At 72.7% G+C, this 13,260-nt stretch carries 9 protein-coding genes; 4 read left to right on the forward strand and 5 right to left on the reverse strand.

Annotated elements, in window-relative coordinates; genetic code table 11:
• Window positions 1-190: 190 nt before the first annotated feature.
• From ABD331_RS49470 to ABD331_RS49490, 5 genes are all read right to left on the reverse strand, one after another.
• A complete protein-coding gene (locus ABD331_RS49470; RefSeq protein WP_344492280.1) occupies window positions 191-1,135 on the reverse strand; it encodes a sugar kinase in 945 nt (314 codons plus the stop codon).
• Window positions 1,132-1,887, reverse strand: coding sequence for an IclR family transcriptional regulator (locus ABD331_RS49475; protein ID WP_344492283.1), 756 nt, complete (start codon window positions 1,885-1,887; stop codon window positions 1,132-1,134). The genes ABD331_RS49470 and ABD331_RS49475 overlap by 4 nt, the downstream gene beginning before the upstream one ends.
• Window positions 1,888-1,929: 42 nt before the next feature.
• Window positions 1,930-3,030 (reverse strand): winged helix DNA-binding domain-containing protein, encoded by a 1,101-nt coding sequence (locus ABD331_RS49480; RefSeq protein WP_344492286.1) that lies wholly within the window; start codon window positions 3,028-3,030, stop codon window positions 1,930-1,932.
• Between the two features lie 93 nt (window positions 3,031-3,123).
• Window positions 3,124-4,698 (reverse strand): clostripain-related cysteine peptidase, encoded by a 1,575-nt coding sequence (locus tag ABD331_RS49485; protein ID WP_344492289.1) that lies wholly within the window; start codon window positions 4,696-4,698, stop codon window positions 3,124-3,126.
• Window positions 4,668-5,663: a hypothetical protein gene (locus ABD331_RS49490; protein WP_344492292.1), complete on the reverse strand. Its 996-nt coding sequence runs from the start codon at window positions 5,661-5,663 to the stop codon at window positions 4,668-4,670. Before ABD331_RS49490 ends, ABD331_RS49485 begins: the two co-directional genes overlap by 31 nt.
• Window positions 5,664-5,873: 210 nt before the next feature.
• Here ABD331_RS49490 and ABD331_RS49495 point away from each other — a divergent pair, with 210 nt between their 5' ends.
• From ABD331_RS49495 to ABD331_RS49510, 4 genes are all read left to right on the forward strand, one after another.
• Window positions 5,874-8,633: a helix-turn-helix transcriptional regulator gene (locus ABD331_RS49495; protein ID WP_344492295.1), complete on the forward strand. Its 2,760-nt coding sequence runs from the start codon at window positions 5,874-5,876 to the stop codon at window positions 8,631-8,633.
• Window positions 8,634-8,718: 85 nt separating this feature from the next.
• Window positions 8,719-9,723 carry a hydroxyacid dehydrogenase gene (locus ABD331_RS49500; protein ID WP_344492297.1) on the forward strand — a complete coding sequence of 335 codons (1,005 nt, stop codon included), beginning with the start codon at window positions 8,719-8,721 and terminating at the stop codon, window positions 9,721-9,723.
• Window positions 9,724-9,786: 63 nt separating this feature from the next.
• Window positions 9,787-11,403 carry a methionine--tRNA ligase gene (metG, locus tag ABD331_RS49505; RefSeq protein ID WP_344492299.1) on the forward strand — a complete coding sequence of 539 codons (1,617 nt, stop codon included), beginning with the start codon at window positions 9,787-9,789 and terminating at the stop codon, window positions 11,401-11,403.
• Window positions 11,404-11,437: 34 nt separating this feature from the next.
• The gene (locus tag ABD331_RS49510; RefSeq protein ID WP_344492302.1) at window positions 11,438-13,258 is read left to right on the forward strand and encodes a protein kinase domain-containing protein; all 1,821 of its coding nucleotides are present in this window, start codon (window positions 11,438-11,440) and stop codon (window positions 13,256-13,258) included.
• The last annotated feature ends 2 nt before the right edge of the window (window positions 13,259-13,260 follow it).

Raw genomic sequence — 13,260 nt, forward strand, 5'->3', positions numbered from 1 at the left:
CGCCCCCGCCCGCCGCCCGCCGCCGCCCGCCGGCCGCCGCGGCCTGCGCCCGACGCCGTTAGTGACGCCGCAGGCCCGTCTATGCCGTCAGCGGCGCCGTCAGTGGCGTGGTCGGTGAGGCGGCAGCGTAGAAGATGCTGCACTGTAAGTGGCGGTGTGTCGGCGGCGGTGGTGGCGGTGGGTGGCGGGGTCAGCGGTTGACGCCGTCGGTGGGGTGGCGCAGGAGGTTGAGGTCGGCGCGGCGGGGGAGGCTTTCCCAGTCGCCCTGGCTGGTGACCGCGAACGCCCCGGCCGCGCACGCGGTGGCGAGCCGCTGCTCGGGTTCGGCGCCCGCCAGCCAGTCGGCCAGCCAGCCCGCCGCGAAGGCGTCGCCGGCGCCGACCGAGTCGACCTCCGTCACCCGGTACGGCTCCGCCCGCCGCACCACGCCCTCCGACAGCTCCATGGCCCCCTCGGCGCCGAACTTGAGCAGCACGTGCCGAGGCCCCAGCCCCGCCAGCGCCTCGGCCAGCTCACGCGCCCCCTTGACGTCGGCGACCAGCCGGCCCTCCGCCTCGGTGGCGAACAGCACGTCCACGTCGCCGACCACGTCCCGCAGCCACGTCCCGGCCTCCTCGGGCGTCCAGAGGGCGCGCCGGTAGTTGACGTCGAGCGAGACGGTCACGCCGGCGGAGCGGGCGACGCTCATCGCGTGGCGGACGGCCTCGCGGGCCGACGCGGATAGGGCGGGCGTGATGGCGGAGACGTGCAGGACCCTGGCCGACCTGATGAGGCCGGGGTCGAGGTCGGCGGGGCTCAGCCGGGAGCCCGCGCTGTCCTTGCGGTAGTAGCGCACGTCGATGAGGTCGGCGGTGCGCCTGCCCTTGATCATCAGGCCGGTGGGCGCGGCCGGGTCGGGGATCGCGTGCGCGTGCACGCCCTCGCCGGTGAGCGTGGCGCGGATGAGGTCGCCGAATTCGTCGGCGCCGACCCTGCCGATCCAGGTGGCGTCGTGGCCGAGCCGGGCGACGCCGATGGCCACGTTGGACTCCGCGCCGCCCAGCCCCAGGTCGAAGTCGCGGGCGAAGCGCAGCGGGCCTGTGCGGCGGGCGGCGAACAGGGCCATGGTCTCGCCGAAGGTCACCAGGTCGGTCATCGGGTCGTGCTCCCCAGCTTGCTTGAAATGCGGGCCGCCGCCGCGGCGACCAACGGCCCCAGCTCGCGCACCCGCGCGGCGGTGATCCGCGAGGTGAGGCCGGAGACGGAGACGGCCGCGGCGACGGCGTCCTGATGGTCGAAGATCGGTGCGGCGACGCAGCGCACCTCGGGCTCGTTCTCGCGGTCGTCCACGGCGTAGCCGCGGCGCCTGATCTGCGCCAGCTCGGCGCGCAGCCGCTCGACGTCGGTGATCGTGTGTCTCGTCCTGGGCTCCAGGACGAGCCCGGTCAGGAGCTCGGCGGGCTGCCAGGCCAGGATGGCCTTGCCGACGGCGGTGCAGTGGACGGGCCCGCGGCTGCCGATGCGGGAGGCCATGCGCACGCTCGCCTCGTTCTCGACCTTGTCGATGTAGACGACGTGCGGGTGGTCGGGCACGACGAGGTGGACGGTCTCGCCCACCTCGGCCATCAGCCGGTGCGACTCCTCGGCGGCCACGGCGCGCAGGTCGAGCGTGTCGAGGTAGGCCTGGCCGAGCCTGAGCGCGCCGTGCCCGAGGCGGTAGAGGCCGCTGTCGCGGTCGCGGTCGAGCAGCCCGGCCTCGATGAGCGGCGCGGTCAGCCGCAGTACCGTGCTCTTGGACAGGCCGACCGCCTCGGCGAGCTGGGTGAGCGTCAGGCCCGGGTGCGCGCGTACGTGGTCGAGCACGGTCAGCGCGCGCCGGAGCGAGGCGGACCGGTTGCGTTCTTCCACGTGCCTACCCTACTGCAACACGCTGTTGTGCAGTGCACAACCTCAGGTCTTGGAGGGGCCGTCGAGCACCGCGATCTCGTGCCGGTCGCCCGGGGCCAGGAACTGCAGCAGCCGCAGGCCTTCCTCCTCGGCCTCCTCGATGGCCTTGATCGGCTCCCACTGGTGGAGGTTGAGGGTGGAGACGCCCTTGGCGCGGGTGACGGTCCAGTCGCCCGCCGTGAAGCCGTCCACCAGGATCGCCCGCGGCACCACGTTCGTGCCCATGAAGCCCTGCAGTGCCGCCGCGCCCGTGTCGCTGATCGCCCTGGACCGGTCGGCGTAGGACAGGAAGAGGTTGTCGAAGTCGTACATGAGCCGCACGGGGGCGGGCACGTCCTCGCCGGGCCGGGGCGCGTCCGGCAGGTCGTACAGAACCCTGCCGTTCTCGTCACGGAAGCGGAGCAGGTCCATCGACTCGAACACCTCGCCCAGCCTGGTCAGGCCCGACCAGGTCTGCGCGTCCTGCACCGACGCGGGCCCGAACGCGGCGAGGTAGCGGCGCACCAGCTCGGCGGGCGTCATGGGCGGCACCTCGTAGCCGATCCAGGACTCCGCGCTGGTGTGCGCGACGGGGCCGCTCCTGCCCCACACGCCGCGCGGCGGCACCTGCACCAGCGGCACGAAGCAGCGCACCCCCTGGCCCAGCGCGTGCGGGTCGGTGTCAGGCCAGCGCTCGGCCAGCGCCCGCCCCAGGTCGGCGAATGTCATCGGCCGTTCCTCCAGCAGCGCCCGCCCGGCCGCCGCCAGCTCGTCGAGGTCCACGCCGGCCAGCCGCTTGCCGAACGTCGTGCGCGTCCCGCGCTCGGTCACCGGCTGCAGCAGCGGCCGCATGGCTAGGCAGTCGCGGGCGGAGACGAGGTGGATGGTGGAGCGCTGCAACGCGATGCGCACCAGCTCGCGCGAGAGCAGCAGCTCGCCGGCGGCGGCGGGGTCGAACCCGGCGATGCGGCTCCACAGGCCGGTGTACCAGGTGTGCGGGGTCTGCGCCTGCAGCCCGCCGAGCTGCTCCACGACCTCGATCACGGTGCGGTCGGTGCGGCGCAGCAGGTGCTGGCGCTCCAGCGTGGCCCGGTTGAGCGCCCTGCGGCTGATGAGGGGATCCATGAAGCAAAGGTAGGGGCTATTGCGGCCGGTCCCGGGCCGCAATAGCCCCAGCGACGCCGGCGGAACGCCGGCTTGTGGCCTTGTGACGCCCTCCTACCGCCTGATGGTACGCGCCTTCGCGTAGTCCCTGAGGAATTCGTCCCACTCGGAGTGCTGGGCGAGCTGGAGGTCCGCGTAGTAGCGCGAGATCGTGCGCTCCATCGGGAAGTACGCGCTCAGCCCGCCGCACTCCTCGACCTTCTCGCCCTGGTGGCCCTCGTTGATCACGAAGCCGCCGGGCCCCTGGATGGCCAGCAGCTTGTCGGCGACCGAGGCCAGCGTCGGGTCGGTGCGCGAGTCGGCCACCAGCGCCAGGCAGAGCGTGCGCAGGTCGGTCAGCGAGCGGTCGATGTGGAAGCGGGTGGCGACCGACTGCACGCTGTCCACCACGGACCGGTTGACCTGCACCTGGCGGCGCATGCACTCGGCCAGTGTCTGGAACTCGCGCATGAACTCCTCGATCCGCGTCGCGTCCACCGCGCACTGGGTGACGGTCTGGTGCGTGCCGCGGTAGGCCTTGAGGTACTCCTCCACGACGTGGTGGCCGAGCTCGCGCGCGTCCATGCGCGGGTTGGCCGCCAGCGCGGAAAGGATCTCGGTGTACGGCCAGCCCTCGTTGGGTTCGAGCTCCTCAGAGCCCACCACGACGCCCGCGTGCTCGCGGAGCTCGTAGCAGACCTCGAGGTTGCTCATGAGGCAGGCGTCCATGCCGAGCAGGTCGACCGGCCGGCCGAGGTCCTGGTGGATGGCGCGCATGACGTTGCACAGCTCGATGGTGTCCAGCGAGTGCAGGGTGCCGTCGTCGCTGGCGATGGCCCGGTCCTGGCCGTTCGGCAGGCGGAGCACCTCGGTCAGCGACGTGGTGAACACCGCCTTGGTGATCTCCTGCGACTCCGTCAGCCTGGACAGCTCCGAGAAGGCCGGCTCGCCGTCGGCCATGCTCGCGCGCGGCGCCCTGCGGACGTATCCGCTCTCCACGTCACGCCGGACCGCGCGGCCCCTGACCTGGGTGTAGATCTGGTCGAGGTCGTCGGGGGTCCAGCCGCCGCCGTGGTTCCAGATCACCAGGGCGTGCCGCCTGGCGGGCGCGCGCCTGGTGGACCAGCGCACGAAGTCCAGCAGCGTCTGCGGGTGGCCGGAGTCGACGGGCGGGTGCAGCTCGTCGATCAGGTCGGGCGCGCCGCCCGCCCTGATCTCCATGTGCTGGGCCCGGCCGCCGGCGTCCTGCCGCTTGACGAAGCAGGTGACGCGGACGCCGTTGAACGACTGGACGGCGCGCAGCTCCTCCAGGTCGCGCCCGGCGGCGTCGGACAGGTTGTTGTTGCCTGCCATGTAGATCATGACGTTCCACTCGGCCTGCTCCTCCGAGCGGGGCTCGTCCGCCATGCTCTGCGTCTGGCCGAGCACCCGCCACGTGCCGGGGCCCGCCACGCCGTCGGCGGGCAGCCCCTCGCGCTGCTGGATGCTCAGCACGGCCCCGTAGGTGGAGCCGCCGAAGTACCCGTCGGCCTGTACCCGGTAGCCGCGGGCGCGCAGCAGCTCCTGGAGCCGCCTGACCTCTTCCCCTCTGCTGCCGAGCCGCAGCGTGGGCCCGGCCATCAGTCGGCGGCCCAGTGGAAGTTGAAGCACTTGCCGTCAGGCGACAGCTCGCTGATGGGGATGACGTACATCGGCGTGTGCTCGCCGAACATGCGCGCCTTCCACAGCACGATCGCGCCGCCGGCCTGCACGGCCCTGGACTCGAAGACGGCGTAGCGGTCGCCGTCGGTCTCGACGAAGCAGAGCTGCCTGTCGGTGTCGTCGGTGACCTGGAGGCCCTTCCACCACATGCAGTGCGGCGCGCAGGTGATGCGGATCTCGGTGGTGCCGGGCTGGGCGGGGGTCTCGGTCATGTGCAGGACGTCGCCGTCGCGCAGCCGGTGGGCGTTGATCAGGTCGTTCCTGGTGATCCGCATGAGCTGGATCGGGCCGCGGCCGGGCATGCGGTCGTACCGGACGGGCGAGCGCTGGTCGCCGTGGACGATGGCGAGCAGCTCGGGGAGCTGCGAGACGATCGCGGGCAGCGTGGCCTGCACGATGGGGCCGAAGTAGCGCTGGTTGAGCTCGCGGTCGGTCACGCGTACGGGGTGCTCGGCGCGCATGCCGTGCATCGTCTGGAGCAGGCCCGGCAGCACCTGCATCATGATCGGCGTGACCGTGCCGAGCAGTTGCGGCACGAACTGCAGGAAGCGCTCCTCCTCGTTCTGGTCGGTGTCGGCCTTGGGCGGGCCGAACGACAGGAGCTGTTCCACGAGCGGCGGGATGATGGACTGCACGACCGGCATGAGGACGGCGGCGACGTCCATGAACGAGCGGTCGGCGGCGAGCTGGGCGTAGGTCTCCGGGGTGGCGAACCGCTGCTGTTGCTGCTGGTACTCCACGGGCCGGTGCTCCATGCGCGGCCTCATCGGCAGCGTTTGCGCCTGTTGCGGACGGGCGCCGAACTGGTCCGCTGCCTGGTGGGTCAGCTGGAGTCCCTGGAGGATCGTGGGGAACAGCACGTTGAGAATCCGTGCTTCCGCTCCCCGCTGCTCCTCTGCGATGTAGGACGGCATCATGTTCTCCCGGCGTTTTGGGGCATTCGTCCACGTTGGACGCTATGAATGGCTTTTGCCGCGAGCATCAGGGAACGCCCTGGGGATAACCCCGGGGCGTTTCCCTAATGACCGAAAGAGCTGACTCGGGTCAAGGACACTGGACGCCCGCCGGGCCAAGGCACACGATGAACTTTGGCCTAGGGAACATCCGGCGAGGGGGTGAGTCCGATGGCAGCTCGCGCCCTCCGCAATGGACCCGAGCGTTCAAGGGACGAACAGTTCGTCGGCCGAAGCCGGGAACTGGCGGTGCTCCACGCCCAGCTCGGAAGGGTCTGCGAGGGACGGTCGAGCCTCGTCGTGCTGCACGGGCCGGCCGGGATCGGCAAGACGGCGCTGGCAGGAGAGTTCCTGTCGATGATCGAGAACGCGGTCGTGCTGGAGTGCAGCGGCGACGAAGGCGAGTCCGAGCTGCCGTACGGCATGCTGGGGCAGCTAGGGGCACAGGCGCAGCACGCCCCCGAGGCGCTGGCGGGGCTGGCCAGGCCCGCCACCGGGGTCACGCCCGACCCCCTGGTCGTCGGGGCCGCGCTGCTGGAGCTGCTGGCCCAGCTCCAGCTCGGCGCGCCCGTGGTCATCGCCATCGACGGGGCCGACTGGGCGGACCTGCCGTCGTTGCAGGCGATGACGTTCGCGCTGCGGCGGCTGCGTACCGACCGGGTGCTGGCCATCGTCATCGTCAGGGAGAGCGACCATCCCCGGCTGCCCGACGGGCTGCGGCGGCTGCTGCGCAGCAGCGCGGCGCTGCGGCTGCCGCTGGGCGGGCTGAGCGCGCGCGAGCTGCAGGCGCTCAGCGCCAGGCTCGGCCCCGTACGGCTGACGCCCCAGGCCGCCGAGCGGCTGCACGAGCACACCAAGGGCGTGCCCCTGCACGCGCGGGCGCTGCTCCAGCAGGTGCGCGCCGAGACGCTGGCCGACGTGGACGCGCCGCTGCCCGCGCCGCGCGCGTACGCCACGCTGGTGCGCGGGCGGCTGGGGGAGTGCGAGGGCTCCGCGCAGCGGCTGCTCACCGCCGCCGCCGTGCTCGGCACGTCCGCGCCCCTGCACCTCGTGGCCCGCATGGCCGAGCTGGCCGAGCCGCTGCCCGCGCTGGAGCAGCTCACCGGCGCCGGGCTGCTCGTGGAGTGGCGTACGGGCGCCGGGGTGTCGGTGGGCTTCCCGAACCCGCTGGTCAGGGCGGCCGTCTACCACGACCTCGGGCCCGCCACCCGGCGGCGGCTGCACCTGCTGGCCGCCTCCCTGGCCGACGACGCGGTGCACCGGCTGCACCACCGGCTCGCCGCCGCCGACCAGGTGGACGACGAGCTCGTCCGGGAGGTCGCGCTGGTGGGGCGGCGGCAGGCGGCGGCCGGGCGGTGGGGCAGCGCGTGCGGCTGCCTGACCCGGGCCGTGCAGCTCACCGAGGACGGGCCGGGCCGCGACCGGCTCATCGCCGAGACCGTGGAGGCGCTGCTGGCCGCCGGCCGTCCGGGAGAGGCGGGGGCGCTGGGAGCGCAGGTCGCGTCCGGCGTGGACCCCGGCGTGCACGGCTACGTGCAGGGGGCGGTCGCGCTGGTGGCGGGGCGCGTGGAGGAGGCCGAACGGCTGCTCGGCGACGCCTGGACACACGCGGGCGGCGACGCGTGGCTCGTTTCGGCCATCGCGACCCGGCAGGCGATGGCCGGTCTGCTGCGCGGCTGCGGCACGGACGCCGCCCGCTGGGCGGAACGCGCCACAGCCACGCCCTGCGCGGGGAGCGAGTTCGAGCGGTTCGCCCGGCTCGTCGGCCTGGGCCTGGTGGGCGACGTCGAAGCCGGGCTGGCCGAGACGGCCGAGCTGCCGGTGCCCGCGCAGGCCACGCCGGGCGAGCTGGACGCGCTGCTCGGCCGCGCCACCCTGCGCCTGTGGGCCGACGACCTGGCGGGCGCCCAGGCCGACCTGCTCGGCCTGCTGGCCGTGAGCGCCGGCAGGTCGGCCCCGTTCCAGCTCATCGCGGCCAGCTCGCTGGCCCAGGCCGAATACCGGCTGGGCCGGTGGGACGACGCCGCCGGGCACGCCGAGATCGGCGCCTCCACCGCCGACGACTTCGGCCAGTTCTGGCTGGCGAGCTACGCCCACTCCGTGGCGGCCCTGGTCCCGGCGGCGCGCGGCGAGTGGGAGCGGGCCGCCGGCCACGTGCGCGCCGCCCGCGCCGCCTGCTCGCCGGGCAACGTCTCCGCCCAGCTCGGCACGGCCGTCGCCGAAGCCCTGGTGGCCACGGCGCGCGGCGACCACGACGCGGTCGTCACCACGCTCACCCCGCTCATCAGGACCGACCTGCCCGACGAGCCGGCCGTCGCGCTCTGGCGCACCCTCCTGGCCGACGCCCTGGTCAGCGCCGGACGTCCGGAGGACGCGGAAGAGGTGCTCATCCCGTGCGAGCTGCTCGCCCTGGACAGGGAACGGCGCAGCGTGCTGGCCGCCGCCGCCCGCGCCAGGGCCGGGCTGCACGCCGCCAGGCACGAGCCGGGCGAGGCGGAGGCCTGCTACCAGGTGGCGCTGGAGCACACGGCCAAGATCGAGACGCCGTTCGAGGAGGCCAGGATCCAGCTCGCGTACGGAACGTTCCTACGCCGCAGGGGCCGCCGCTCGGCCGCCGCCGAGCAGCTCGAAGCGGCCCAGCTCACGCTCTCCCGGCTGGGCGCGCTGCCGTACCTGGAGCAGTGCGACCTGGAGCTGGCAGCGAGCGGGCGGGCGGTGCTGCGCCCCCAGGACACCGCCAGGCTCGGCCTGACGCCGCAGGAGCACACCGTCGCCGTGCTGATCAGCAGGGGGCTCACCAACCGGCAGGCGGCGCGCAAGCTGGTGCTGAGCGTCAAGACCGTCGAGTACCACCTGAGCCACATCTACACCAAGCTCGGCATCACCTCCCGCACCGCGCTGATCGGGAAGCTGAGCGACCTCGGTGGGTGACGCCCGCGCGCGGGGCCTGGAACGAGGCGGTCCCGGCACGATCGTTATGATCGCGTTGACCTACGTTGACGTTCGGGGGAGCGTGATGACCGTTTCGCGGCCGAAGACCCTGCTCGCGATGGGCCCGCAGATCGCCGCCAAGCTCATCACCGAGCCGGTGCGCGAACGCCTGGTCGCGATCGCCGACGTGGACCCCGACCTGGTGGCCGCCGACTTCGCCGACCCCGCCGTGGCCCCGGCGCTGGCCGAGGCGGAGGTGCTCTACACGAGCTGGTGGTGCCCGCCCATCACCGCCGAGGTGCTGGCCTCCGCCCCGCGCCTGCGCGCCGTCGTGCACGCGGCCGGCTCCGTCAAGCACCACGTCACCGAGGCGTGCTGGGAGCGCGGCCTGCTCGTCTCCTCGGCAGCCACCGCCAACGCCGAGCCCGTCGCCGAGTACACCCTGGCCGCGATCCTGTTCGCCGGGAAGCGCGTCACCGACATCGCCCGGCTCCACCGCGAGCGCAGGGGCGCGCCGCTCGACCTCGACGCGATGTTCCCCGGGTTCGGCAACTACCGGCGCACCGTCGGCGTCATCGGCGCGTCCAAGATCGGGCGGCGGGTCATCGAGCTGCTCCGGCCGTTCGAGCTGGACGTGCTGGTCGCCGACCCGTACCTGACCGAGGACCTGGGCGTCCAGCACGTCGAGCTGGACGAGCTGTTCGCGCGCAGCGACGTCGTCAGCGTGCACGCGCCCGCGCTGCCCGAGACCCGCCACCTCGTCAGCGCCGCCCGCCTGGCCCGCATGCGCGACGGCGCCACCCTCATCAACACCGCCCGCGGCGCCCTCGTCGACCAGGACGCGCTCGTCGCCGAGCTGGCCTCAGGCCGGCTGTACGCCGTCATCGACGTCACCGAGCCCGACCCGCTGCCCGCCGACTCGCCCCTGTACGACCTGCCCAACGTCCTGCTCACCCCGCACATCGCCGGATCGCTCGGCGGCGAGCTGGCCCGCATCGCCGACCTCGCCGTGGACGAACTGGACAGGTACGCCCGGGGCGTGCCATTCGCGCACGGCGTGGCGGCGGCGGAACTGCCCACCCTCGCCTGACCGGAATTGACCGCCTCGCCAATCATGTGAAACGGCTGTCGCCCGGCCAGTAGGATCTCGCCCATGGTGGCCACCGGAACCGGAAATCAGAGTGGAAAGGCGTTCTACGTCACCACTCCCATTTACTACGTCAACGACGCCCCGCACTTGGGCCACGCCTACACGACGGTCGCGGGCGATGTGCTGACCCGCTGGCGCAGGCAGCGCGGCGAGCAGGTGTGGTTCCTCACGGGCACCGACGAGCACGGCCAGAAGGTGCTGCGCACCGCCGAGGCCAAGGGCGTCACGCCGCAGGAGTGGTGCGACAAGCTGGTCGAGGAGGCGTGGAAACCCCTCTGGCGGCACCTGGAGATCGCCAACGACGATTTCATCCGCACCACCGAGAAACGGCACACCGACCGGGTGCGCGAGTTCGTCCAGGACCTGTACGATAAGGGGGAAATCTACCAGGGCGGATACGAGGGCCCGTACTGCGTCGGCTGCGAGGAGTACAAACTCCCCGGCGAATTGCTCGCCGGCGAGGGGGAGCACGCCGGTAAGCAGCTTTGCCCGATCCACAAGCGGCCGGTGGAAATCCTCAAGGAGGAGAACTACTTTTTCAAGCTGAGCGAGTACGGCGACAAGCTGCTCGCCCATTACGAGGCCAACCCCGGCTTCATCCAGCCCGAGTCGGCCCGCAACGAGGTGGTCAACTTCGTCCGCCAGGGCCTGCAGGACCTGTCCATCTCCCGCTCCACCTTCGACTGGGGCGTGCCCATCCCGTGGGACGACAGGCACGTCATCTACGTGTGGGTGGACGCGCTGCTCAACTACGCGACGGCGGTCGGCTACAACCAGAACCAGGACACGTTCGACGCCACCTTCCCCGCCGACGTCCACCTCCTCGGCAAGGACATCCTCCGCTTCCACGCCGTCATCTGGCCGGCCCTGCTCATGGCCAACGGGCTGCGGCTGCCCGGCCGCATCGTCGCCAACGGCTGGCTGCTCGTCGGCGGCGAGAAGATGTCGAAGTCGAACCTCACCGGCATCAGCCCCCGCGACATCACCTCCCACTTCGGCGTGGACGCCTTCCGCTGGTACCTGCTGCGCGCCATCGCCTACGGTCAGGACGGCTCGTTCTCCTGGGAGGACCTCGCCGCCCGCTACACCTCCGAGCTGGCCAACGACTACGGCAACCTGGCCTCCCGGGTGGCCGCCATGGTCGGCAAGTACTTCGACGGCGTCCTGCCCGAGGCGAAGGCCGACGGCGACGCGGAGAAGGCCATCCACGACGGCCTCGCCAAGGCCGTCGCCGACGCCGACAGGAAGATCGGCGACGACGTCGAGTTCCAGGCCGGCATCCAGGCCATCTTCGACTTCGTCAAGCAGGTCAACGGCTACATCTCCGACCAGGAGCCGTGGAAGGTGGCCAAGGACGACTCGCCGGAGGGCAGGGCCCGCCTGGCGACGATCCTCTACACCGCCGCCGAGTCCCTGCGCGCGGTCGCGGTGCTGCTGAACCCGTTCATGCCGGCCAGCTCCCAGCGGCTCTGGGAGTCGCTCGGCGCCGAACCCGCCCTCGGCGCCCTCGCCGACCAGCGGGTCCAGGACGCCGGCGAGTGGGGCAGGCTTCCCGCGGGCGCCACCGTCACCAAGGGCGCCATCCTGTTCCCGCGCCTGGAGGACAAGCCGACCGCGTAGCGGCGCCGGGCGGGGCGGCCCTACGCTGCTCTGCATGCACAAGAGGGTGATCGACGGCCGCTTCGAGCTCGTGGAGCGGCTCGGTGGCGGGGGCATGGGCCTGGTCTGGCGGGCCTGGGACGTGGCCCTGCACCGCGAGGTCGCGCTCAAGGAGGTACGCCCGCCCGACCCCTCCATGGAGGAGCACGACCCCACCCTCGCCCGCGAGCTGCGCTCCAGGGTGCTGCGCGAGGCCCGCGCCCTGGCCCGGCTCAACCACCCCCACGTGGCCACCATCCACCACATCGTGGACCCGGGCGAGCAGGGCTACCCCTGGATCGTCATGGAGCTCGTCACCGGCGGCTCGCTCCAGGACCACCTCCAGCGCGGGCCGTTACCGGTGCGGGAGGCGGCGCGGCTGGGGCGCGAGGTCCTGTCCGGGCTGCGCGCCGCCCACGCCGTCGGCATCCAGCACCGCGACGTCAAGCCCGCCAACGTCCTGCTGCGCGAGGACGGCCGGTCCGTGCTGACCGACTTCGGCATCGCGGCGATGCGCGAGTCCACCAGCCTCACCGCCACCGGGTCGTTCATCGGCTCGCCCGAGTACATGGCGCCCGAGCGCATCAACGGGGTCGAAGGTGATCCGGCCTCCGACTTCTGGTCGCTCGGGATGCTGCTGTACGTCGCGGTGGAGGGGCGGCATCCGCTGCGGCGCAGCACCACGCTGGCCACCTTGGCGGCGGTGCTCAACCAGGACGTGCCGCCGGCGGAGCGGGCCGGGGCGCTCGGGCCTGTGCTGGGGGCGCTGCTGGTGCGGGACCCCGGGGCGCGGCCCGATCCTGAGACGCTGGACCGGATGCTGGCGGCGGCCGAGACCGGCATCGCGCCGCCCGGTGTCGCGCCGGCGGCTGGTGTCGCGCCAGGGCCTGGTGTCGCGCCTGCGCCGGGTGTCGCGTCAGGGCCTGGTTTCGCGCCGGGGCCCGGTGTCGCGCCAAGGCCGTCCGGCCCCGCGATGCCGCCACCCGGTGTCGTGTCACCGCCATCCGGGCCCGCGATGGCGCCGGGCGGTGCGTTCGGTGGCGCCATGCCCGGGTCGGGGCCGTATGCGGCCGGGCCTGTGCCGCCCGCGCATGGATCGGGGCCGTTTGCGGGAAAGCCCGTGCCGCCCGCGCACACCGTCCCGCCCCACTGGAGCGGGGACACCGCGAACACGCGCCGCAGCCGCCGAGGCGCGCGCGGCGCGGCGGTGGCGGCGTCCTTGTCGGTGGCGGTGATCGCGGTGCTGGCCGTGCTGGCGTGGCAGTTCATCCCCCCGCTCCTCTCCGGCGGCGGCGAGCCCGAGGTCACCAGCCTCACCCTCAGGGACGACCCCACCACCGACGTCGCCGAGGACCCCGCAGAGGAGCCCTCGGAAGAGCCCACCCAGGAGCCCGCCGAGAAGAACCTGCTCACCCCCGCCGGCATGCGCGGCATGATCGCCGACCTGAAGCCGGTCATCGGCGGCACCAAGGTCGTCAGGATGACGATCCACCCGACTCACGCCTCCGTGGACGTCCCCAGCAAGGACGACGCGGAGGTCTACGACAGCTACACCTACCGCGACGGCGACGTCACCGGCCCCAGCAAGGGCAGCACGTTCGACACCCCCCTGGTGGACCTGGCCAAGTTCAACTGGAACGCCCTGCCGGCCCTGCTGAAGAAGGCGAAGAGCGACCTCGGCGCGCGCGCCCCGATCTCCCACCACCTGATCGTGGACCCCGACTACACCTTCACCTCGACCAAGCAGGTGCTGCTGGTCTACGCCTCCGACGAGTACAGCCGCGGCGGCTACCTGGTGGCCAGCCCCCAGGGCAAGGTGCTCAGGGTGGTGAGCTGAGC

It is taken from the genome of Nonomuraea monospora, from assembly GCF_039531895.1.
Classification (GTDB): Bacteria; Actinomycetota; Actinomycetes; order Streptosporangiales; family Streptosporangiaceae; genus Nonomuraea; species Nonomuraea monospora.

What these genes read in the sequence shown, in the direction of transcription:
- ABD331_RS49470 (WP_344492280.1), bottom strand. Translation starts at nt 1,135, where the DNA reads ATGACCGACCTGGTGACCTTCGGCGAGACCATGGCCCTGTTCGCCGCC.
- ABD331_RS49480 (WP_344492286.1), bottom strand. Translation starts at nt 3,030, where the DNA reads ATGGATCCCCTCATCAGCCGCAGGGCGCTCAACCGGGCCACGCTGGAG.
- ABD331_RS49490 (WP_344492292.1), bottom strand. Translation starts at nt 5,663, where the DNA reads ATGCCGTCCTACATCGCAGAGGAGCAGCGGGGAGCGGAAGCACGGATT.
- ABD331_RS49495 (WP_344492295.1), top strand. Translation starts at nt 5,874, where the DNA reads ATGGCAGCTCGCGCCCTCCGCAATGGACCCGAGCGTTCAAGGGACGAA.
- ABD331_RS49500 (WP_344492297.1), top strand. Translation starts at nt 8,719, where the DNA reads ATGACCGTTTCGCGGCCGAAGACCCTGCTCGCGATGGGCCCGCAGATC.
- metG (WP_344492299.1), top strand. Translation starts at nt 9,787, where the DNA reads ATGGTGGCCACCGGAACCGGAAATCAGAGTGGAAAGGCGTTCTACGTC.
- ABD331_RS49510 (WP_344492302.1), top strand. Translation starts at nt 11,438, where the DNA reads ATGCACAAGAGGGTGATCGACGGCCGCTTCGAGCTCGTGGAGCGGCTC.